The organism is Phyllobacterium sp. 22229 (assembly GCF_052056495.1).
Classification (GTDB): Bacteria; Pseudomonadota; Alphaproteobacteria; order Rhizobiales; family Rhizobiaceae; genus Phyllobacterium; species Phyllobacterium myrsinacearum.
Genome location: NZ_JBQEPA010000011.1, coordinates 48402 through 68326 on the forward strand (window position 1 = coordinate 48402; position 19925 = coordinate 68326).

General features: G+C 59.5%; 23 protein-coding genes and 1 tRNA gene. 8 read left to right on the forward strand and 16 right to left on the reverse strand.

Annotated features, from left to right (window positions below; genetic code table 11):
- The first annotated feature begins 47 nt into the window (after positions 1–47).
- Entirely contained in the window at positions 48–629 is a 582-nt protein-coding gene (locus ACTJJ7_RS14650; RefSeq protein WP_105735974.1) for a TetR/AcrR family transcriptional regulator, read from the forward strand.
- Between the two features lie 5 nt (positions 630–634).
- Here the strand turns inward: ACTJJ7_RS14650 and ACTJJ7_RS14655 are convergent, their stop codons facing one another.
- From ACTJJ7_RS14655 to ACTJJ7_RS14670, 4 genes are read right to left on the reverse strand one after another with little or no spacing between them, the layout of a single operon-like run.
- Positions 635–1756, reverse strand: a complete 1122-nt coding sequence (locus ACTJJ7_RS14655; RefSeq protein WP_440967702.1) for an ABC transporter permease — start codon at positions 1754–1756, stop codon at positions 635–637.
- Between the two features lie 7 nt (positions 1757–1763).
- Entirely contained in the window at positions 1764–2909 is a 1146-nt protein-coding gene (locus ACTJJ7_RS14660) for an ABC transporter permease (protein WP_440967704.1), read from the reverse strand.
- Positions 2906–4678, reverse strand: coding sequence for an ATP-binding cassette domain-containing protein (locus ACTJJ7_RS14665; protein WP_440967706.1), 1773 nt, complete (start codon positions 4676–4678; stop codon positions 2906–2908). The genes ACTJJ7_RS14660 and ACTJJ7_RS14665 overlap by 4 nt, the downstream gene beginning before the upstream one ends.
- Entirely contained in the window at positions 4675–5703 is a 1029-nt protein-coding gene (locus tag ACTJJ7_RS14670; protein ID WP_440967708.1) for an HlyD family efflux transporter periplasmic adaptor subunit, read from the reverse strand. Before ACTJJ7_RS14670 ends, ACTJJ7_RS14665 begins: the two co-directional genes overlap by 4 nt.
- Before the next feature lie 90 nt (positions 5704–5793).
- Here ACTJJ7_RS14670 and ACTJJ7_RS14675 point away from each other — a divergent pair, with 90 nt between their 5' ends.
- The gene (locus ACTJJ7_RS14675) at positions 5794–6480 is read left to right on the forward strand and encodes a CerR family C-terminal domain-containing protein (RefSeq protein ID WP_440967710.1); all 687 of its coding nucleotides are present in this window, start codon (positions 5794–5796) and stop codon (positions 6478–6480) included.
- 9 nt (positions 6481–6489) lie between these two features.
- Here ACTJJ7_RS14675 and ACTJJ7_RS14680 read toward each other — a convergent pair whose 3' ends face one another.
- The 6 genes from ACTJJ7_RS14680 to ACTJJ7_RS14705 form a co-directional block, all read right to left on the reverse strand.
- Positions 6490–6885 (reverse strand): hypothetical protein, encoded by a 396-nt coding sequence (locus ACTJJ7_RS14680; protein ID WP_440967712.1) that lies wholly within the window; start codon positions 6883–6885, stop codon positions 6490–6492.
- Entirely contained in the window at positions 6882–7574 is a 693-nt protein-coding gene (locus tag ACTJJ7_RS14685; RefSeq protein WP_440967714.1) for a hypothetical protein, read from the reverse strand. Before ACTJJ7_RS14685 ends, ACTJJ7_RS14680 begins: the two co-directional genes overlap by 4 nt.
- A gap of 109 nt (positions 7575–7683) precedes the next feature.
- Positions 7684–7929, reverse strand: coding sequence for a helix-turn-helix domain-containing protein (locus tag ACTJJ7_RS14690; protein WP_440967716.1), 246 nt, complete (start codon positions 7927–7929; stop codon positions 7684–7686).
- Between the two features lie 142 nt (positions 7930–8071).
- Positions 8072–8311 carry a helix-turn-helix domain-containing protein gene (locus ACTJJ7_RS14695; protein WP_440967718.1) on the reverse strand — a complete coding sequence of 80 codons (240 nt, stop codon included), beginning with the start codon at positions 8309–8311 and terminating at the stop codon, positions 8072–8074.
- A gap of 181 nt (positions 8312–8492) precedes the next feature.
- Positions 8493–8903, reverse strand: coding sequence for a YbaY family lipoprotein (locus ACTJJ7_RS14700; protein ID WP_158531342.1), 411 nt, complete (start codon positions 8901–8903; stop codon positions 8493–8495).
- 139 nt (positions 8904–9042) lie between these two features.
- Entirely contained in the window at positions 9043–9384 is a 342-nt protein-coding gene (locus ACTJJ7_RS14705) for a zf-TFIIB domain-containing protein (protein WP_440967720.1), read from the reverse strand.
- 212 nt (positions 9385–9596) lie between these two features.
- Between ACTJJ7_RS14705 and ACTJJ7_RS14710 the strand changes: the two genes are divergently transcribed.
- Positions 9597–9980 carry a VOC family protein gene (locus tag ACTJJ7_RS14710; protein ID WP_440967722.1) on the forward strand — a complete coding sequence of 128 codons (384 nt, stop codon included), beginning with the start codon at positions 9597–9599 and terminating at the stop codon, positions 9978–9980.
- A 104-nt stretch (positions 9981–10084) separates the two neighbouring features.
- Positions 10085–10432 carry a hypothetical protein gene (locus ACTJJ7_RS14715; RefSeq protein WP_440967723.1) on the forward strand — a complete coding sequence of 116 codons (348 nt, stop codon included), beginning with the start codon at positions 10085–10087 and terminating at the stop codon, positions 10430–10432.
- 163 nt (positions 10433–10595) lie between these two features.
- Here ACTJJ7_RS14715 and ACTJJ7_RS14720 read toward each other — a convergent pair.
- Both ACTJJ7_RS14720 and ACTJJ7_RS14725 read right to left on the reverse strand, forming a co-directional pair.
- A tRNA-Ser gene (locus tag ACTJJ7_RS14720) sits at positions 10596–10686 on the reverse strand.
- A gap of 329 nt (positions 10687–11015) precedes the next feature.
- Positions 11016–11687, reverse strand: coding sequence for a class I SAM-dependent methyltransferase (locus ACTJJ7_RS14725; protein WP_105735954.1), 672 nt, complete (start codon positions 11685–11687; stop codon positions 11016–11018).
- A gap of 713 nt (positions 11688–12400) precedes the next feature.
- Here ACTJJ7_RS14725 and ACTJJ7_RS14730 point away from each other — a divergent pair.
- Positions 12401–13069 carry a hypothetical protein gene (locus tag ACTJJ7_RS14730; protein ID WP_105735952.1) on the forward strand — a complete coding sequence of 223 codons (669 nt, stop codon included), beginning with the start codon at positions 12401–12403 and terminating at the stop codon, positions 13067–13069.
- Between the two features lie 94 nt (positions 13070–13163).
- Here ACTJJ7_RS14730 and ACTJJ7_RS14735 read toward each other — a convergent pair whose 3' ends face one another.
- The 3 genes from ACTJJ7_RS14735 to ACTJJ7_RS14745 all read right to left on the reverse strand — a co-directional run bounded on the left by ACTJJ7_RS14735 (position 13164) and on the right by ACTJJ7_RS14745 (position 15878).
- Positions 13164–14090 carry a tyrosine-type recombinase/integrase gene (locus tag ACTJJ7_RS14735; protein WP_440967726.1) on the reverse strand — a complete coding sequence of 309 codons (927 nt, stop codon included), beginning with the start codon at positions 14088–14090 and terminating at the stop codon, positions 13164–13166.
- 331 nt (positions 14091–14421) lie between these two features.
- Positions 14422–15480 (reverse strand): porin, encoded by a 1059-nt coding sequence (locus ACTJJ7_RS14740; protein WP_440967727.1) that lies wholly within the window; start codon positions 15478–15480, stop codon positions 14422–14424.
- 68 nt (positions 15481–15548) lie between these two features.
- On the reverse strand, positions 15549–15878 hold the full coding sequence (locus ACTJJ7_RS14745) for a DMT family transporter (protein WP_105736155.1): 330 nt from the start codon (positions 15876–15878) through the stop codon (positions 15549–15551).
- A 405-nt stretch (positions 15879–16283) separates the two neighbouring features.
- Here ACTJJ7_RS14745 and ACTJJ7_RS14750 point away from each other — a divergent pair, with 405 nt between their 5' ends.
- The 3 genes from ACTJJ7_RS14750 to ACTJJ7_RS14760 all read left to right on the forward strand — a co-directional run bounded on the left by ACTJJ7_RS14750 (position 16284) and on the right by ACTJJ7_RS14760 (position 19074).
- A complete protein-coding gene (locus tag ACTJJ7_RS14750; RefSeq protein ID WP_440967729.1) occupies positions 16284–17402 on the forward strand; it encodes a porin in 1119 nt (372 codons plus the stop codon).
- Between the two features lie 174 nt (positions 17403–17576).
- Entirely contained in the window at positions 17577–18242 is a 666-nt protein-coding gene (locus ACTJJ7_RS14755; RefSeq protein ID WP_440967731.1) for a BON domain-containing protein, read from the forward strand.
- 172 nt (positions 18243–18414) lie between these two features.
- Complete coding sequence (locus ACTJJ7_RS14760; RefSeq protein WP_440967733.1) at positions 18415–19074, forward strand: hypothetical protein; 660 nt, start codon at positions 18415–18417, stop codon at positions 19072–19074.
- On the opposite strand, the gene ACTJJ7_RS14765 is transcribed toward ACTJJ7_RS14760, so the two are convergent.
- Positions 19071–19904 carry an alpha/beta fold hydrolase gene (locus ACTJJ7_RS14765; protein WP_440967872.1) on the reverse strand — a complete coding sequence of 278 codons (834 nt, stop codon included), beginning with the start codon at positions 19902–19904 and terminating at the stop codon, positions 19071–19073. The genes ACTJJ7_RS14760 and ACTJJ7_RS14765 overlap by 4 nt on opposite strands.
- Positions 19905–19925 lie beyond the last annotated feature (21 nt).

Genomic DNA, 19925 nt, shown 5'->3' on the forward strand with positions numbered 1-19925 from the left:
ATTGGATTTTATACCGAGCGGTATATTTCTTCTAGGGAGTCTTGTCCATGGGACGGCCGAGGGAATTTGATGCCGATGAGGCACTGCAGACTGCGCTCGAACTTTTTTGGCGCAAGGGCTACGAGGGCACATCCATCACAGACCTGACCGACGGCATGGGTATCACCAAGCCAAGCCTCTACGGCGCCTTCGGCAACAAGGAAGAACTGTTCCGCATGGCGCTCGAGCGCTATGAGCAGAATTACATGGCGTTTTTCTGGAAAGCGCTGGAACAGCCGGATGCGCGCACCGTCGCCATGGATATTCTGCACGGCTTTGCCGATGCGCAGACCTGCGATTGCAACCCCTCGGGGTGCCTGGGAATCAATGCGGCCATGGGCTGCAGCGATGCCGCCGCCGCCATCCAGAAGACCATCATCGAAAAGCGCAATATGGGCCAGAAGGCGCTGGCGCGGCGTTTTGCCCGGGCGAAGCGCGAGGGTGACCTCAAAACCGAGTGCGATGCGGAAGACATCGCCCGGTTCATCATGACCATATCCCAAGGTACCGCGGTACAGGCATCGAGCGGAACCGCGCGGGAAGAGCTTTACAGGCTGATTGATATCGCCATGCGCTGCTGGCCTGGCTAAAGCACCTAAACCAGACGGTGGCGGAACAGCCACGACGAAACCGGCAGTGTCACCACCGAAATGCCGATGAGCGCCAGCATTTCCGGCAGGAGCTGGCGAATGCTCGCGCCTTCCAGATAGACCTGATGCGTGATGCTGATGGCATAGCGCAGCGGATTGATCAGCGTGAAATACTGCAGGATATCCGGCATGTTGCCGATGGGGGCTGTCAGGCCCGACAGCAGCATGAACGGCATCAGGAGCACGAAGGAGAAGATCATCGCCTGCTGCATGTTGGCGGCCAGCGATGACAGGAAAAGCCCGATGCCGACTGCCGCCGCCAGAAACAGGATCAATCCCATATAGAGGATGAGGTAGGAACCGGCGAAGGGGATCTGGAACCACAGCTGCGCGACGAGTAGGATGAGCGTCGCCTGGGTGGTTCCCACCATCATCGACGGCAGGGCCTTGCCCACCATGATTTCGGAGGGGCGGAAGGGCGTCACCAGCAACTGGTCGAGCGTGCCCGCCTCCCGCTCGCGCGCCACGGACATGGCCGTCAGCATCATCGTCATCATCATGGTGATGGTGCCGATCAGCGACGGGATCATGTTCCAGCGCGTTTCCAGGCTCGGATTGTACCAGGCGCGTGTCGTCACGGTGATTCCGGTATTGGCGGCCTGGCCGTTCTCCGCGCGCCAGCGATGGGTGAAATCGGTCACGATGGCGCTGACATAGCCCTGCGCCGTGCCCGCCGTGTTGGAATTGCGCCCGTCGGCGATAACCTGCAACTGGGCGGGTTTTCCGGCCATCAGGTTCTTTTCAAAATCCTGATCGATGACGAGCACCAATAGAACGCGCCTGTTGTTGATGTAACCGGCGATATCGCCTGTCCGCTGCAGCGTCGCCACACGGGTGAAGGTGGCGGAACCATCGAACCGTGCGGCCAGCGCGATGGAGGCGGCGCTGTGATCATGATCGAGAAGGGCGTAGGGCACATCGTTGAGGTCGTAGCTTGCGGCATAGCCGAAGACGAGGCATTGCATGATGGGCGGAACCACCAAAACGATGCGGCTCTTGGGGTCTTTCAACATGGCCAGCAGTTCCTTGCGGATAAGGGCGATGATGCGGAAGAGCGACTGGATCATGGCTGCCTTACCCGAGTTTCTTGCGTGTTGCCCGCACGGACGCGGCCATCAGCACCGTTGCCATCACCGCGAGCACCGCGGCGTTGGGCAGGATCACTCCCCAGATATCGCCGGCGAGAAACAGGGTCTGCAGCACGCTGACGAAATAGCGGCCAGGGAAAATATAAGTGATGCACTGGATGACGAGTGGCATGCTGCGGATGTCGAACATGAAGCCGGACAGCATCATTGCAGGCAGGAAGGTGACGACGAGGGTGACCTGACTGGCGACGAATTGGCTCTTGGTCACCGACGAGATCAACAGGCCGATGCCGAGCGCCACGATCAGATAGAGCATCGAGACGATGACGAGTATCCACAGTGAGCCGCGCAGCGGCACATGGAACAGGATCTGGCTGCCGGCAACGGACAATGCCAGCCCGAGCATGCCGAGAATGAAATAGGGAATGATCTTGCCGAGCAGGATTTCGACCGGCCGCACCGGTGTAACGAACAGGGCTTCGAAAGTGCCGCGCTCCCACTCCCGTGCCATGACGAGCGCGGTCAGGAGCGCGCCGATCAGCGTCATGACCAGCACGATCAGCCCCGGTACGAGGAAATAGCTGCTTTCATTGGCTTCGTTGAACCAGAGACGTGTCTGTATATCCACGGAAGCGCCATTGCCTGTGATCCTGCCTTCCGCCGCCTGCCGCGCCAGCCACGTGGCAACCGCCCCTTGCGCATAGGCCAGCGAGATGCGTGCCGTATTGGCGTCGGTGCCGTTGACGACAATCTGGATGTCGCCATTGCCCAGCGCAACGTTTCGGGCAAATTGCGGCGGAATGCGCACGATGCCGCTGACGGTCTTGTCCTTGAGCAGCCGCTCGGCTTCCGCCATGGTCTTGACCGGATGGGTCTGGAAATAGTCCGAAAGCTCGAACCCCGACACCGCGCCGCGCGCCTCTGCCGAATTCTCTTCCATGACAAGGGCGACCGGCAGGTTCTTCAGATCGAACGACAGGCCGTAGCCGAACAGGATCAGCAGCATCATCGGCATGACGATGCCGACCGCAATGCTGCTGGGATCGCGGATCACCTGCCAGGATTCCTTGCGCACCAGCGCCAGAATGCGCCGCAGGCTGCCATGATGCTGGACCGGGGCGGGCGTGCTCATGCGGCCTTGCCCCTTGCTTCAGCGGCGCTGCGCGATTCCTCGACAATGGCGATGAACGCATCCTCCATGTTCGGCTCGCGTCCGGCCTGCGGCTTGGCGTGGGCGCGAATGTCGGCGGGCGTTCCCTCGGCAAGGTTGCGCCCGGCGTCCATGATCATGATCCGGTCGCAATATTCCGCTTCCTCCATGAAATGGGTGGTGACGATGACCGTCACGCCCTGTTCCGACAGCGCGGTGATGCGCCCCCAGAATTCGCGCCGGGCGAGGGGATCGGCACCGCTCGTCGCCTCGTCGAGGAACAGGATATCCGGTTCGTGCAACAGCGCAGCGGCCATGGCCAGCCGCTGCTTGAACCCGCCGGGCAACTGGCCGCTCGGCAGTGTCGCCAGTTCACCGAGTTCAAACTGCTGCTTGGACCAGTCGATGCGCTCGCGCTTTTTCGCACCGCGCAGGCCATAGGCGCTGGCGAAGAAATCCAGGTTCTCGTCCACCGAGAGGTCGCCATAGAGCGAGAATTTCTGCGCGACATAGCCCAGATTCTGCCGCGCTTGCGCCCGCGCCGTACGCAAATCCGCGCCTGCAACCCGCAATGTTCCACTGGTTGCAGGAATCAGTCCGCACAGCATGCGGAATGTCGTGCTCTTGCCCGCGCCGTTCGGGCCGAGCAGCCCATAGATCTCGCCGCGCTTCACCTGGAAACTGACGTGGTTCACGGCGGCAAAATCGCCGAACATGCGCACGAGATCATGCACTTCGACGGAGATTTCGTCCCTGCGTGCCGGGTCTGCCGAGCGCCGCAGCTCCAGGCTGCTGGAATGGCCTTCGCCCGCCACGGCGCTGAACAGCACCATGAAGCCGTCCTCGAAGCGCGGCGGCGTTGCGGTCAGTGCCACCGGCCGGCCGTCGATGCTGAGTTTACCCTTGAAACCCGGCTGCCGGACGATGCGCACCTTGCCTGCCTCCGGCACGGCATCCACCACGCCGTCATGGCGGAAAAGCCGCGCCTGCAGCGAGCGGGCATTCATGCCGTCCTGCGGCGCGGCGATGAACACATTGCCTTTCGCGCGGGCGGTGATCTCGTCGGGCTTGCCCTGCGCCAGCACCTTGCCCAGATGCATGACGACCGCATGGTCGCAGAACTCGGCTTCGTCGAGATAGGAGGTGCTGACGATGACCGTCAGGCCGTCTTCGCGCACCAGTTTGAGCACGATCTCCCACAATTCCCGCCGCGACAGCGGATCGACGCCGACGGTCGGCTCGTCGAGCAGCAGCAGCTCGGGCGAGCGCACCAGCGTACAGGCAAGGCCGAGCTTCTGCTTCATGCCGCCGGAGAGCTTTCCCGCCAGCCGGTCGGTGAAGCGGCCAAGATTGGTCATGTCCATCAGCCGCGGATAAATCTCGCGGCGCTGGTCCGGGGTGATGCCATGCAGCTCCGCATAAAGATCGAGATTTTGCTGGACGCTCAGATCCTCATAGAGCCCGAATTTCTGCGGCATGTAGCCGATACGGTTCTGCACCGCCTGCGGATCGGCGGCGACATCGATGCCGAGCACCGCGAGTTCGCCGCTTTCCGCCGCCATCAGCCCGGCCATCAGGCGCAGGACCGTCGTCTTGCCCGCGCCGTCGGGCCCGACAAGGGCGGTCACCGTCCCGTGCCTCGCTTCAAACGAGACATCGTCGAGCGCCTTGACCGTTTCGCCGGTATCGCGGTGGAACGTCTTGTGGATGGACCGCGCCGTGACGGGGGAGGCTGGCGCGGCGGCGGTCATGGTTTTGTGTCCGCTTCGGGTGCCGCCGTGTGCGGCGCGGCCTCCGGCAGCAGTTGCACAGTGGCGGGCATGCCGAGCCGCAGCACATCCTTGCGGTCCTCGACAAAGACACGCACCTCATAGACGAGGCTGGTGCGCAGGTCCGTCGTCTCCACCGTTTTCGGGGTGAACTCCGCCACCGGCGAGATGAAGCCAACCCAGCCGTCCAGCGGCTGATCGGGAAAACTGTCCGTGGTGATCCTGGCCGACATGCCGGGGCGCAGATGGCCGAGATTGGTTTCGGAGACATAGGCGCGCACCCATTTCGTGCCACGCGTTGCCAGTGAAAACACCGGCTTGCCGGGCGCTGCGATCTCGCCCGGTTCCATCAGCCGCGAGCGCACGACGCCGTCAAATGGCGCAAACAGCTGCGCATCGGCAAGCTGCTGTCGCATGAGCGCCAGTTGCGCCTCGCTGCCGCGCAACTGCGCCTCGCTCTGGCTGATTTCCTCGACGCGCGGCCCGGCGATGGCCAGCGCCAGCGCACTTTGCGCCACGTCCACCTTGGCGTTGGCAACCGCTGCCGCCGCGCGCGCCGTATCAAGGTCCTGCTTGCTGGCGGTGGCATTCGCCGTCAGTACGCTCTGGCGCTCGAACTGCGCCTTGGCGTTCAGCGCATCGGCCTGCGCCGACGCCAGATTGGCGCGTGCCTGGGCGATTTCCTCGGGCCGGCTGCCATTTTTCAGCTGGAGCAGCGCGGCCTGCTGGGCGGCAACCGTTGCCTCCGCCTGCTGCACCTGCGGGGCAAGGCGGCTGGTATCGAGCCGCGCCAGCACCTGGCCCTTGCCCACCACATCGCCTTCTTCGGCCAGCACCTCGGCAATCCGCTCCGATCCGTTGAAGGCAAGCGATGCCTGCCGCAGGTCGACATTGCCGTACAGCGTCAGTGCGTCATTGCCGGACGAGGGGCGATAATACCACCAGGCCGCGCCGCCAAGGCCGGCAATGAGGATCAGCGGAATGAGAATGCGAAGAATTTTGCTCATGCGCCATCATACAGGCCGCCCGTGCATTATGTCAAATTTGAATTTCAATTTGAACTTTTAATCCTTTCAAATCTGGGTTACTGTGCGGGCATGATACGCAAGACACCTCGAAAACTTCCCGGACGGCGCGAAGACGGCGCTTCGACCAAGGCCCAGATTCTGGAAGCGGCGGGCGAAATTTTTGCCGAAAAAGGCTTTGACCGCGCTACGGGCAAGGAGATTGCCGGGCGGGCCGGGAGCAATTCCGCCGCGGTGAATTATTATTATGGCGGCATTGAAGGACTGTATGCCGAGGTGCTGGTCGAGGCGCACCGGCGGCTCCTGACCTACGACCGGCTGGTGGCGCTGGCACAAGGGCCGGGGGCTTCCATCGACAAGCTGAAAATCCTCATCGGGCTGATTGCCGGGACAATCACCGCGCCGGCGTCGTCCTCATGGGTGCTGCGGGTGCTGAGCCGCGAGATTCTTGCGCCATCCCAGGCCTTTCCCGTGCTGCTGCAGCAGGAAGTTCTGCCGAAGAAACAGGTGGTGGCCGGGCTTGTCGCCGATATTCTCGGCGTTCCGGTGGAGCATCCGGCGGTGGGGCGGTGCCTGCTCAACATCGTGGCGCCCTTTGCCATCCTGCTCGTCGGCAACCGGCAATTGCTGTCACAGGTGCTGCCGGAGCTTCAGTCGCCGGAACCCGGCCCGCAGACCGCCATCATCGCCCATTTCCAGCGCTTTGCCCTGGCCGGGCTGGAGGCGGCAGCGGCAGAGATCAAAAGGGAGGCGCATTGAGCTGAGGCGTCATTTCAATGGTGAAAGTTTGTGCGATTTCATTGGCAGTTCAAACATTGAGCCGCCTTTCATAGTCGATGCAGTCGTTTCAATCGCTGGCCAAAGCACAATCAACCGTTCGGCTTGTTTGATAACTGGAGCTTTATAAAGCCCCGGAGACAAGAACATTCCGATGATGCGAGATGATTGAAAGACCGATTTTTCAGCTTTGTTGCGGGCAATTCTACGATCACCCGATATCAGGACCCATCCGCCCTGCGCACTCAAAGCTTTTATCAATTCCACGTCTTTGATATTCGGTGGAAATTTATCGCGTAATGCGACGATCTCATACTGTTCACCAAACAGTGCCTGAAGGCTCCTTGGAAGCCGGGGAGACATATTGTGGTCAAATAGGACCCTCACGCTGCGAGCGATTCCTCAAAGGCTACTGCATCTCGCACAACTGTTAGAGGTATTTCGTATAGTTCTGCCACCGCTTTCTCGGAGCCTTCCGCTTGAACGGCTTGGGCTAACGCAATGGTGGGAATGTTGTACACAGCCGTCGTAGGTTGTCCGAAAACAAGTTCAGGATCTACAATGATTGACTGTTTACCTTTGAATGGACGCCATCTGCGCACGGCATCGTTGTCAATATCAAGGTCCTTAAAAGTACGCTCGATCACGGCTTTGATCGTGTATTGCTTTTTCTTGAGGTCGAGTAAACTACCGTCTCCAGCCAGATTTGCACTGTCTAAAAAGATTGTTTTACCGTCCGTTTGAAATCGCCGTGTTGAGAATGGATGTTCGGCATGGGCGCATTCTTTCGCATAGTCCAAACAATGACGAATCGTCTTCAAACCAAGCCCGGCATCGGTAAATGCCTTTACGAATTTCAACTCGATGAGATCCCGAAATCCAAGTTCGATCTGATCTTCAAATTGCGGCAATTGAGGTTTCCACAATGGCTCCATGTGAAAGGTTTCGCCATTATAAGCGTAGTGATACCCGCCGAGCCATCGCCGAATGTTTCGTACAGGAATGTTCAACAGCCGCGCAGCGTCGCTCGCGGTATAAAAGCCTATACCAACAAGTGGAGTTGCGTAACCATCCATCACCGCGTTTCCATTCCTTCCAAAACATGATTGTTCGCCATGTTTTTACACCGCATTATCGCCCCTGCAACAACCACGTCAATCTACAGTCTGCGCGGTTGCTTCAGTTTCAACGCAACCGAACGCCAGCACCGCCGCTGGTCGTCTCGCCATCCTGCTGGAACACAACACCCTCGGCCTTGAGTGCATCGGTCACGGCATCCAGAGTATCGGTGCGGACTTTCACTCTGTCGCTTCCGAAGGCCTCCATATTGCGTATCGTATTGGCGCTCACACCCGCCTTCTCGGCGAGAGTGATCTGCTCCATGCCAATCAGCGAACGGGCTGCTCTGATCTGATTTCCGATAATAGCCATGTTGTTTCCAGAGTAAACATCTTTGGTATTATACCTAAGTTCAATTGACTGCAAATGCGATGGATGAATACGGTTTCAGTCGCAATATTTTTGGTAGTGATCACTCATCAGGAGCGGCGGCCTGGCTCAAAAGCAGTGTACGTCATCCTGCGGGCAGTCTCACCCCCGGACCGCCCGGCGTCATTTCTCCCTCCGCCTGAAAGACGATCCCTCGAGCTTCCAGTGCGCGCTTGATGACATCGCGTGTTGCGTGGCGTGGCTCGGATACGCCGCTTTCAAATTGCCGCACCGTCACAATGCCGACATGCGCCGCATCGGCAAGCTGCTTTTGAGACCATTGGATAAGGGCGCGCGCCGCGCGGCATTGTGCAGATGTGATCATGGTTGTGAGTCGTAAATTTCGATTCGTATAGGAGCGGTTGAAAATAGATGGTTTTGAATGGTGTAAATTTCAGAATTCGTCTGTGTGGAGATTTTCGAAGATATGCCCGAAGTGCAGGGAATCATCAATGCGCTGCTGGCCACGGCCTGCAAACAGCCGTGACCGGGGCAAGGGCGCGTTTTTAGCGGCTGACAGCGATCAGCTTGACAAGAGTGCGCTTGCCCGGGTGAACGCGGGTCTGGGTATCGTTGAGAAATGCCAGCTTGCCGCGCTGTTCGATGCGGGCGGAAAGCGAAGGCCAGACCGGACATTTCTTGTCGCTGCGCACGCTGACCGGTACCCGCAGCGGAAAACGCTGACCGGAAACGCGCTTTTCAACCGTGGCGACGGCGGTCATCGACATCGGAGCGTCAGCAAGATTGCCATCGAAAATCGTCAGGCTGAGCTGCGATCCCGCCGGAAGGCGCGCCTTCGACGGTCCCTCGACAATGACGGTGGTGTTGAAGCGGCAGGCCGACCATGCCGGCGTGACTGCTGCAATGCTCAGAACAGCCAATGCGGCAACCGCAAGTTTTGGTGTGATGGGTCTCAATGAACATTCCTTTCGCAGAAAAGCGTTTGGCTTTGAAGCGGCAGCCAGGCACTTGAAAGACTTAATCCAGGCCGCCCGGATAACCAAATCCGACGGCCGTCATATCGGCGGGAAAGCAGCAATCCCGCAGGACGCCGCGTCAGTCGAAGAGGCGGCCGAGCAGGGAACCGTGCTTGCCGCGGCGCCCGCCATGCGACCCGTGCCCGCCGTCGCGATAGCTGTGCGATGCATCGGATTCCGGGCATGGTGCCGGCGCCGGTTGTGCCTGCGGCACGGTTTGCTGGGCGCCGCGCGTTTCATAGCGCGCGCTGCGCTCGATGATGTCGTCCAGCTTGCCGCGTTCGAGCCAGACACCCCGGCACTGCGGGCAGAAATCGACTGCAACACCCTGGCGGTCACCCATCAGCAGGCTGATCCCGCAGGCGGGGCAGACAAGCCCCTGGGCTTTCACCGGGCTGCCAATGTTCGGAACATTTGCCATTCTGGTCTCCATTGTTGTGCATAGGGACAGTGCATGCTGTTGCAATGGGTGTAGTGTCTCTAGTGACTAGAGGAGCAAGCGGGTGCATTTCACATTGTCGTGAGATTTTTCGTGGCAGGTATTGCGGTCTAGTAGCGGCGCGATCCGGCATTGCCAGCATGGCCGCCCTCGGCTATCCCCCGCGTACAGAGCACTCGGAAGATCGCGCACCCATGCCCATGACAGCAAACCCCATCGCCGCAATTCTGATTCATGTCAGCGATGTCGAGGCCGGGCTCGCATGGTATCAGCACGTTTTTCCTGAGGCTGTCCGCACGCGGCTCGACGAGTTTGATTTCGAGTTCCTGCAGATCGGCTCCGTCTGCCTTGAAATCGTGCCTGCGGACGCGCAGGTGGGGTCGGGACCCTTCGGCTCCGTCGTCTATTGGGCGGTCGATGATTTTGACGCGGCTCTCGCTCATATGGAAAAACTGGGCGCCACGCTCTATCGCGGGCCGCTGGCGATACAGGATGGCCTTGCCATGTGTCAGGTTCGCGATCCCTGGGGCAACTGTATCGGTTTGCGGGGACCCCGGCCTGCGGCGATAGCCGGATAAGCCGTGCGCGGGGCGGTTGCGGACGAGATGCACGCAATGCTGTTCATACTCTGTTCATCACTGAAGGCGCACCTATCCCTGGTGTGAATCGATAGGAGTGACTTATGAAAAATCTTGTTTCGCTGTTTACCGCTGGCTTGCTGGCGGTTCTCGTTGGATTGACTTCGGTCGTTTCTTCGAACGCGGCACCGGTATCGGCCCAGAAGGCGCCGGTCGTATCCAATGTCGAGCAGGTGCAGTATGTTGAGCGGCGCCGCCACGACAATCGCCGTTGGGATCGCCGCGACGACCGTCGCTGGGACCGCCGTGACGAACGCCGCCGTCCGCATTTCAACAACCGCGATTATCGTCCGGGATATTGGAAGAATCAGCGCGGCTACCGTGAACATCGCCGCGGCTACCGCCGTCACAGCGATGGCTACTGGTATCCGCTGGGTGTTTTCCGTCTCTGATATCCATCGGAACGCTTGAATGCTAAAGGGGCGGCTCGCGAGAGCCGCCTTTTCTATGGCCGGTTGCCCTGTTGCAGGTCAGCCGCATGGGCGTCCTGCAGCAGCCAGCAGTGTCCGAGCGCCTGCACTGCGGAACAACGGTCTTTGAAAATAAGCGTGAAAATGGCGGAGAAGAAGGGATTCGAACCCTCGAGAGCCTTTTGAGCCCTACTCCCTTAGCAGGGGAGCGCCTTCGACCACTCGGCCACCTCTCCAAGGACGCTGACTAAAGAGGAAACCCTTTGTTGGCAAGGCTTTTATTCGGCCTCATCCAAAATTTTGTGCAAGCGGTGAGCCTGCCGAAAACATCAATAATGGCGGGCAAACGCTGCGGGGCAGGCCTTTTCCACCTCATTTCTGCCCACTTTGCTGCCTGCCGTTCGCTTCGCCATGGAAATGGCCGGAACTGGCGGGCGGAGCCGCGGGGGTGGAGTGGCTGATTCGACATGGCCGCGTCCCTTGATCTGATTCTCCTGTCTCCCGGTATCCCGGCGCGGCCTATCCAATCCGGGAATGGCGCGGCCTGCGATGCCGGATTGGGCCGTCAGGCATGGGCGACCCAGCCGCGGAAGCTGAAGGCAGCATAAAACAGCTCGACCTGTGCAAAACCGGCCCCGATCAGGATTGCCTCGTCCTCCTCGGGCGCAAGAATGTGGGTCTTCGTGTCGACAGCCCGTTGCATGTTGGCAGCCTTTTCAGGATCAAGCCCGGCTGCGACCGCAAAGGCGGCGTAGCGCGAAAGCCATGCCGCACGTGCCCCGTCGCCTTGCGGGATGCTGAGATGGGCGGTCACGAACGGTGCGCCGGGCTTGAGCCGCCGGTGGATCTCAGCCGCCGTGCGCTGGCGCTCCGCCGCGTCCATGAAATGCTGGGTCAGGAGGCAGGCTGCCGCATCGTAGGGGCCATCGGGCGCATCGCCGATGTAGCCTTGCTGCAGCCGCGCCCGCGATGCCAGCGGCCCCAGCGTCCGTCCGGCCAGCTGGAGCATTTCTGCTGATGGATCGATGCCGTCAAAAGTCCAGCCCGGATGCGCCTGGGCAAACACCTTCAGCTCCAATCCGCCGCCCGCCCCAAGCACCAGCACACGGGCGTCGTCAGGCGCGCGCTCCGCCAGCAGCAGCGTCGTCATGCGTTGCATGGCATCAAAGCCAGGCACGAAACGGGTCGGCCCGTCGGCATAGCGCGCCACGGCTTGCGGGTCGGAAAAGGCGGTCATCGCGTGTGCGTCTCCACTTGCTGCGGCGCCGGTTTGAACATCCGCATTTCATGTCACTTAATATGTTACGTGATATGACAGAAATCAAGACCTTGCGAAAATGGGGGCGGCCGCCGGCATCCCGGCGCCAGCGCGGGGAGAGGGGGATTAGTGTGGTGGGGGGGATCGATGTATTGCCGCACGGGGCGGAGCAATTTTTTCTTGGCATATGTGCTGACAAGGAAACGCAATTCTTGCCTGTAACTTGTTCTGCCCTCTTGTCTTGTGATTTTTTTTGAGAGACGTAATATATCGATCGATTCACGGCGAATTTGAACATGCCAAGGTCAGGCCAGGAACTCTGGGTATACTTGACCGGCAGTGGTGCAAAGCCGGGAATGAGGCCCGGCAGGGGGGGATCATCGGGGGATGAATTGCCGAGCCTCACGTTGCCCGAAGGTGACAACGTGCGCTTGATACCATCAGAAGCTGAGGAGGAGATTATCCGAACCTGAGGCGAAACTGAGGGAATGACAGCGAAAAGTCGAAAGGACAGGGCCTGGCGCAACAGCGCCGGGCCCTGTCTTTTCGGGGCCGTCATACAGTGCCAAACCGGTCACGCGCTGCCCATGCCGGCGGTCAAAAAAGCCTATGGTTAATTTTGTGTTTCTTCTTCCGTCGTTTTTTGTATCGTGTGCACCAGACTCGTTTGTTCAGGAACCATGAGGGCACAGATGAAATCTTGGCGTTCGGTTGGTGTTGGAGCGCTGGTCAGCGCGGCGATTCTCGGACTTTCTTCCGGCCCGGTGACGGCCGCCAGCAAGGCCCATCCCTTCATTTATTTTGCCACCTCGGATCCGTTCCTGCAACCCGGAGAGGCGCCGAAGCGCAATGACATCACGCTGCTGGGCGGGCCGTTTGCACGCGACACGGCGGGTGGAGCCATTCATCTCTTCGGTGTGGACTACACCGGGAACGGCCTGATCGGCGTCACCTATGGCCGCGATGTCTATGATCTCGGATCGGGATTTCAACTTGGCGGCGTCATCGGCGTGGCGCTGCGCTTCGGCGAGGACGACGACACCTCGGGCGAAGTCTGGACCGGCGTCCGGCTGAAGCACCAGGGTCTCGTTATCGGCAATGTCGTGATCTCCCCGGCATTCACCGCCGGTTTCAGTGCCGTGACGGGCGAGACCCAGATCGAGAAGGAACGCGAGCTTCGCTATGATGGTGATGCGTCCTTCCTTGGCTTTCTCGGGCCGGAACTTTCATTTCGCTGGGGCGGCGCGCCCAATCTGGAAGTGACGTGGCAATTGCATCACCGCTCCGGTGCCGGCGAAACCTTCGGCAATATGGGCGAGGGATCAAACGCCAATACGGTCGGTATCCGTTATCACTTCTGACGGTTTTTCGCCGGCCGGGTGCGGGCTGGACACGGCTCGGGTCGCGTGACGGCGCAGGGACAGGCGGGAACAACAGGCGCGCCATCGCCGGTCATCAATCCTGCTCAAGCACAGCCACGCAGGGATCAAGATCATGCGTGGCCAGATGTGCGTAACGCATGGTCATCTGCAATGTCTGATGGCCGAGCCAGATTTGCACGCGCCTGATATCGATGCCGCCGCGCACCAGCCGTGACGCGCAGGTATGGCGCAGGATATGCGGCACGACCTGATCATCCGTTCCCAATCCAACCTCCGCCTTGGCTTCATTCCAGATGGCGCGGAATCGCGGCTGGTCGTGCATGGCAAACGGCCCCTTCAAGCGCCCGCGCGGAATCTGGGTGACGTCATGGGCGCGCCGGGTCAGGGGCACGGTGCGGCTGCGTCCGGATTTTGTCAGCCAGAATGTCGAGCGGCTTCCCTGCAGGTCGTTCCAGTTCAGCCCGATCGCCTCGCCGAGCCGGCACCCCGTGTCGACAAGAAAGATGCTCAGGCGGTAGCTGTCTTCGCATTTGGCGCGAATGGCCGAAAACAGCCGCGCCTCCTCTTCCAGCTCGAGAAAGCGGATGCGGCCCTGTCTTTCCTTCTGGCGCCGGAATTCGGGCAGGTTGTAAATATCGCCCATCTTGCAAGCTTTCCGAAGCAGTTTGCTCAAGGCAGCCATTTTGCGGTTGATGGTTGCATTGCTGTTGCCGCGCTCGCGCAGTGCACCGATGACGGAATCGAGCATGTCCTGGGTAAAAACACTGAACCGGTTGCCGGCCAGTATCTCGCTGGTTTCGCCCAGGAAGGATTTGACATTGCCCTTGTGCGAACCGTCGTCCCAGAGAATCCCGATATAACGCGCCGTCAGCTCATCCAGCGAGTGATCTCTGACCACGCGGTTGCCCCTATGGTCCGCCGCCGCGTAGGTAACACTGTACTGAAATCGAACCGGGAAGTCGGTGTCCGCCTGTTTGGCACCCATCGATGAAATTGTCATAGGGATCACGCTCTAAATCAGAAAAATATGCATAAATAAAATATGCATCGAGTTGTAATCGTCTTTCTGAAAAGCGCAATCGGGTGGGGTATAGAACTTTTGGATAATAAAATCCTGTTCGAGGAAGCCTTGCACAGCGCCCTCAACAGCCAGTCCCCAGCAATCTTGCCTCGACATGTCCATATCTCCTCGGTCCGCGACCGCTTTGCTATCCTTTCCCTGCTAAATGTCTGTGCGCCGTGGTAACGGGCGCTGAAAATTGAGTGGTTAAAATGAATTTTGGAAAATCCAACGCCGGTCAATTCCGGCGTTGGTTATGCACGTCACAACATTAGAAGTTGCGCTGGAAGCGAAGGAACCCGCCAAACGCGTGATCGCCGCCCTTATTGGCCAGGGATTTGGTCTTACGGGCACCATCGAACTTGGTGTAGTCGAGTTCGGGTGTGATGGTGAAACCGGGAACCAGTTCGTAAGCGACATTGAGTGCGCCGGCATAGGTGCCTTCGGATTCATAGGCCAACTGCGCGTTGACGGTGGCCTTGTCGGAAGCCTTGGCGGATAGACCGCCCCAGAGCGCCCAGTCGCCATTCCACGGGCCGTAATAGGACGAGGTGCGCTTTTCCTTGGCGTGGTCGCCATAACCGGACTGATAGCCGCCCAGAACGAAGGCGGAGAGCGTGTCGGTGAACTTCACGTCCAGGCGCAGCTTGCCGCCCCATTCTTCAACCACCGAATCGTAGCCGACAACGCCGGAGACGCCGCCCCAACCCTGTTCGAACTTCACACCGCCAATGACATGCGGCACGTAGTCCGTGATCACATGGTCCTTGTCACCCTGTTCCAGGCCGATGAGGGCCGAGAAACCATTGCCGCCGGTGAACGTATAGCTGACCTGGTTATCACCATCGCCGGCATAACCGATGATGCCGTCTTTGATCACGTTGCCGGCAGAACCGGTCCAGGTATCGTACAGCGAGTCGGTGACGCCGATGCGGAAGCCGCCAAGCGAGATATAGGCGTGGGGGATTGCCGCATTGGAGTCGCCGTCGGCATTGTTGAACTGCGTTTCGGCATAGGAGCGCAAGGCACCAAGTTCAGTGTCCGAACGGGCATCGAAGCGGATGGTGGCGCGCGATTTCAGTTTCCAGGTGCCGAGTTTGCCGCCCTTGGAGACATCGTCACCACCCTGTGTATCAAACCGCACATGGCCGCTGACTTTCAGGCATGTCTCGGTTCCGGGGATATAGAAGAAGCCCTTGCCGTATGCATCGCAAACGCGAACATATTCGACAGCTTCCGGTTCGGCGACGACAACTGCATCGGCAGCGCGTGCGCCAGTGACTGCAACGAGCGCTGCAGCGGAGCCGAGTAGAAGGCTCTTGATGTTCATTTCTGACCTCCAGTCAAAGGTGACGGGAGGCCAGGGCATTCAACCGGCTGTGACCGGACTGCCTGACCCTAGTGTCCGACGGTTCCGGAGAACAGGTTGACGATGAGAACACCGGCGATAATCAGCGAAAGGCCGATGATTGCCGGCATATCGAGCGGCTGCTTGAACCAGAACCAGCCGATTGCGGCGATGAGCACGATCCCGGCGCCCGACCAGATGGCATAGACGATCCCGACCGGCATGGTCTTGACCAGGATGGAGAGGAAATAGAAGGCCGCTGCATAGCCGGCCAAGCAAATCAGCGATGGCCAAAGCCTTGTAAAACCATCCGCTTGCTTGAGCGCCGACGTGGCTGCTACCTCGAAAATTATGGCTACAAAGAGATAGAAATAAGTCATGGCAAACCACCTGTCAGAATCAGTGCGTGCCGCATTTGATTCGATGCGCGCACCGCAAATATGCCTGCGATGCATGCCCGGTTTCGAGTCAAATCGCCGTTCCGTTTCCGCCATCGATGGGTAGGAATTGATGAAAATCCGGTTACCTATATTAATGAGTGGTAAAGATTTTGCCGGGGTCGCGACGATTTCGTGTCATTTGTGCAACAGGGATAAGGCATAGAGGCGCCGCAAGGTGTGCATGCCGACATTCATGGTTGAAACCCCGGAGATGGCGAGTATGTTCGGTCGCAGAAGAACGGCGTTGATCGCATTTCTTCTAGGACTTAGGGGATGGGGACAAGGTTGTCCTTCAGCCAAATTGGAATGCCCAGACCCATTTTTAACTTTGACTGGAGGTCAGAAATGAACATCAAGAGCCTTCTACTCGGCTCCGCTGCAGCCTTGGTTGCAGTTACTGGCGCACGCGCTGCCGATGCAGTTGTCGTCGCTGAGCCAGAAGCTGTCGAATACGTTCGCGTTTGCGATGCATACGGCAAGGGCTTCTTCTACATTCCCGGAACCGAGACCTGCCTGAAGATCGGCGGCTATCTGCGTTATGACGCCAAGGGCGGCGACAGCGTATACACCGGCGGCCACGTCAATCAGGGCAGCGATCCTACAGGCGACGGCACATACGACAAGCTGACACGTGCAACGATCCGTTTTGATGCCCGTTCGGAAACCGAACTCGGCACACTGCGTTCGTACATTGAAACACGTTTCAACTACCAGAACGGCTCCAACGCATCCTCCATTCCTCAGGCTTACATCGAACTCGGCGGCTTCCGCATCGGTGTTGCTGACGAACTGTTCGGTTCGTGGACCGGTTATGCCGGCGACGTCATCAACGACGACGTGATCAACTATCAGTCCGGCACATCCAACCAGGTCAGCTACACCTTTACGGCTGGCAATGGTTTCTCGGCGATCATCGCTGCAGAACAGGGTGAAATCGAGTCCGACAACGATGGTGTGAAGCACGACTACCGCATCAACGATTACATGCCGCATGTGCTCGGCGGTGTGAAGTATGAGCAGGGTTGGGGCGGCATCTCGGCTGTTGCAGCTTATGACTCGGTTATCGAAGAATGGGCCGGCAAGGTTCGTTTGGACGTCAAGATCACCGACACCGTCAAGGCATTCGTCATGGGTGGCTATCAGTCCAACTTCGACGACAACTACTCGATCGGCCACACACGCAGCCTGAACTGGTTCGGCCGCTGGGAAGGCGATTGGGCTGTCTGGGGTGGTCTGTCCGCCAAGGTTTCGGATAAGGCAACTGTCAATGCACAGGTTGCATACGAATCCGAAGGCACCGTTGCTGGTACTTTGAACGTTGCTTACGAGCTCGTTCCTGGCTTCACCATCACTCCGGAAGTCAGCTACACCAAGTTCGATGGTCATCGTAAGGATGTATCGATTGCCAACGGCGGCAACGACGACGCATTCGGCGGCATGATCCGCTTCCAGCGCAACTTCTAATCCTTTCAGGATTTGAGTTCATAAGACCCGGCAGCGCAAGCTGCCGGGTTTTTCTTTGCGCCGCCTTCCGTTTTCCGTTCTTCGCCGCTTGGCGTCAGGCGCCGTGTTGATATTCCCGCCGACATGAGGCAAGACAGCATTCTGTTCGATTGCCGCAAGGGGAAGACGCCATCCATGCACATTGTTAAAAGCTGGTTCTGGCCCGGTCTGATCACCGTTGTGTGTCTGACAACGCTTGCCGGCTGGTTCCTTGCCGAGCCGATGGACCGGCAATTGACCGAAACCGTCGCCGCAGCGCTGGAAGTGGACAACAGCTGGGCCAGCATCGAGGTTGACGGGCGCGATCTGACCCTCAAAGGGGTGGCGCCATCGGAAGAAGCGCTCGCGTCGGCGCTGAAAATTGCTGATACGACCGATGGCATTCGCGTCGTCGAAAACGCGGCGACGCTTTTGCCGCTGGTCGATCCTTTCAGCTTTGTGGTGACGAAATCGGATCAGGGGATCCTGCTATCGGGCAATGTTCCCTATGGCGATATGCGCGCCAAACTTCTGGCTGCGGCTGAAAATGCCATGCCGGGCATTGAAATCCTCGACGAGATGGCCGTCGCACGCGGCGCGCCGCAGGGATTTGCCGACCTTGCCAATTTCGCCCTGCAGCAGGCATCGCAGCTGATCAGCGGCGAGGTGCGGCTTGCCGGGGAGACCTACAGCATCACCGGAACGGCGGCAAATGCCGCGGACTATGAGGCTGTGACCAACGCATTGAAGACACAACTTCCGGGTAATGGTAGGGTGGGCGCGGTGAAGCTGGCGCCGCCGTCCGTCGGCAATGCCGGGTAACATTCGCGGGCGTGCCGATTCAGTGCAATCAACGGGAGCGCGGACAATCATGTATCTCATCACCAAGCTATGGCTGTTTCTGCTGGTGGCCGCTCTGGTCGGTTTCTATGTCGGCTGGTCGACCCAGGGCGGCAAGCGCAACTGATCTGTGTTGAAACTGAGGTAACGAGCTGTGGTCATTTTTCTTCTTCAGGCACTTTTGCTCATTTCAGCCGCGTTCATTATCGGCGCCATTTTGGGTCATCTTTTCAAAAGGTTCTCGCCGAAAACCGATTCTGTTTCTCAGGAATCGACACGCGCCGCCGATGTGCGTCTCGCCGCCGCAACGCATCCGCCGGTCACGCCCGCCAATGACGATGTCGGCAAGCAGGTGTCCGGCCCGGCCATGGTGCCGCCGGCAGAGCCGGTCCCGGCAATGGCATCCCCCGCGTCCGCGCGGTCAAGGACCAAGGCACCGGCCCGCAAGACCGCGGCAAGCGATACTGTCCGCGCTGCTCTGCAACAGGACGAGACGCACCGTCCGGCGCTGTTGAAAAATGCGCGGCGGGGAAAGCCGGATCGCCTGTCGGATATCGAGGGTATCGGCAATGTTATCCAGACGGAGCTTTATGCTCTGGGCGTGTTTCATTTCGACCAGATCGCGGGCTGGGATGTCGATCAGGCCGCCTGGGTAAGCCGGGCCATCGGTTTCCCCGGCCGTGCCCACCGCGAAAACTGGATGAAGCAGGCCGCCGGACTGGTCAAGCAGACGGGCGAAGCGCCGGCAAAAGCAAAGGCTGCTGTGAAGGCCAAGCCCAAGGCAGCGCCGAGAAAACCGGCAAAGGGCGGCTAGTCCGCGCGCAAATCAACGCCTGCGCAAAACGCGGCGATCAGCTCGGGCATGCGGCCTGTCTCCAGCAGCGGCGCATGGCCCTGACCGGCGACATTGAACACCTGCAGCGCGCTATGCCGCCGCATCATCTCGTCAACGGTTTCCTGCGCCAGCAAAGGGGTGTTCTCACCCCGGATGACCAAAAGCGGCAGGTCCTTCATCAGCTCGAACTGGGCCCATAAATCCGGCAGTTTTTGCGAATAGTCGATATTTTCCATCGTCTTGCGGAGATTGGGGTCGTAATCCGCGCGGATCACGCCATTGTCTTCGCGGTAGATCATGCGGGCGAAACGATGCCAATCGTCCTGTGTCAGCGCAGGGAAGGCTGCTGCGTGCACCGACCGCTGCAGTTCCGCCGCGTCATTCCAGTCCTTGGGTTGACGCGCGCCATTGAGATAGGCGCCGATCTGCTGCAGGCCTGCGGCGGTTATCTCCGGCCCGATATCATTGAGAATGACGCCTGCGAGAAGCTGCGGCGCGATGGCCGCCAGGATATGCGTGATCAGCCCGCCGCGAGATGTGCCGAGGAAAATCGCCCGGTCGATCTGCAGATGGGCAAGACCGGCGATGACGTCGCCCGCTTCCACCCCGATATTGTAGTGGGTCCAGTCCGGATCGTAGTCCGACAATCCGCGTCCGCGATAATCGACGCTGACGACCGGGCGCGGCGTCTGCGGGTGCTGCGACAAGGACAGTGCGAGATCGTGAAAGTCGCGGCTGTTGCGGGTCAGTCCCGGCAGGCAGATGACCGGCAGCCCGTCGCTTTTGTGCTCGGGCTGGTAAAATCTCATATAGAGATGCAGGCCGTCCGG

Bases quoted from the DNA above. Each gene is read 5' to 3' on its own strand.
- ACTJJ7_RS14650 (WP_105735974.1), top strand. From the start codon at position 48: ATGGGACGGCCGAGGGAATTTGATGCCGATGAGGCACTGCAGACTGCG.
- ACTJJ7_RS14655 (WP_440967702.1), bottom strand. From the start codon at position 1,756: ATGATCCAGTCGCTCTTCCGCATCATCGCCCTTATCCGCAAGGAACTG.
- ACTJJ7_RS14660 (WP_440967704.1), bottom strand. From the start codon at position 2,909: ATGAGCACGCCCGCCCCGGTCCAGCATCATGGCAGCCTGCGGCGCATT.
- ACTJJ7_RS14665 (WP_440967706.1), bottom strand. From the start codon at position 4,678: ATGACCGCCGCCGCGCCAGCCTCCCCCGTCACGGCGCGGTCCATCCAC.
- ACTJJ7_RS14670 (WP_440967708.1), bottom strand. From the start codon at position 5,703: ATGAGCAAAATTCTTCGCATTCTCATTCCGCTGATCCTCATTGCCGGC.
- ACTJJ7_RS14675 (WP_440967710.1), top strand. From the start codon at position 5,794: ATGATACGCAAGACACCTCGAAAACTTCCCGGACGGCGCGAAGACGGC.
- ACTJJ7_RS14685 (WP_440967714.1), bottom strand. From the start codon at position 7,574: ATGGATGGTTACGCAACTCCACTTGTTGGTATAGGCTTTTATACCGCG.
- ACTJJ7_RS14690 (WP_440967716.1), bottom strand. From the start codon at position 7,929: ATGGCTATTATCGGAAATCAGATCAGAGCAGCCCGTTCGCTGATTGGC.
- ACTJJ7_RS14695 (WP_440967718.1), bottom strand. From the start codon at position 8,311: ATGATCACATCTGCACAATGCCGCGCGGCGCGCGCCCTTATCCAATGG.
- ACTJJ7_RS14705 (WP_440967720.1), bottom strand. From the start codon at position 9,384: ATGGCAAATGTTCCGAACATTGGCAGCCCGGTGAAAGCCCAGGGGCTT.
- ACTJJ7_RS14710 (WP_440967722.1), top strand. From the start codon at position 9,597: ATGCCCATGACAGCAAACCCCATCGCCGCAATTCTGATTCATGTCAGC.
- ACTJJ7_RS14715 (WP_440967723.1), top strand. From the start codon at position 10,085: ATGAAAAATCTTGTTTCGCTGTTTACCGCTGGCTTGCTGGCGGTTCTC.
- ACTJJ7_RS14725 (WP_105735954.1), bottom strand. From the start codon at position 11,687: ATGACCGCCTTTTCCGACCCGCAAGCCGTGGCGCGCTATGCCGACGGG.
- ACTJJ7_RS14730 (WP_105735952.1), top strand. From the start codon at position 12,401: ATGAAATCTTGGCGTTCGGTTGGTGTTGGAGCGCTGGTCAGCGCGGCG.
- ACTJJ7_RS14735 (WP_440967726.1), bottom strand. From the start codon at position 14,090: ATGACAATTTCATCGATGGGTGCCAAACAGGCGGACACCGACTTCCCG.
- ACTJJ7_RS14740 (WP_440967727.1), bottom strand. From the start codon at position 15,480: ATGAACATCAAGAGCCTTCTACTCGGCTCCGCTGCAGCGCTCGTTGCA.
- ACTJJ7_RS14745 (WP_105736155.1), bottom strand. From the start codon at position 15,878: ATGACTTATTTCTATCTCTTTGTAGCCATAATTTTCGAGGTAGCAGCC.
- ACTJJ7_RS14750 (WP_440967729.1), top strand. From the start codon at position 16,284: ATGAACATCAAGAGCCTTCTACTCGGCTCCGCTGCAGCCTTGGTTGCA.
- ACTJJ7_RS14755 (WP_440967731.1), top strand. From the start codon at position 17,577: ATGCACATTGTTAAAAGCTGGTTCTGGCCCGGTCTGATCACCGTTGTG.
- ACTJJ7_RS14765 (WP_440967872.1), bottom strand. From the start codon at position 19,904: ATGAGATTTTACCAGCCCGAGCACAAAAGCGACGGGCTGCCGGTCATC.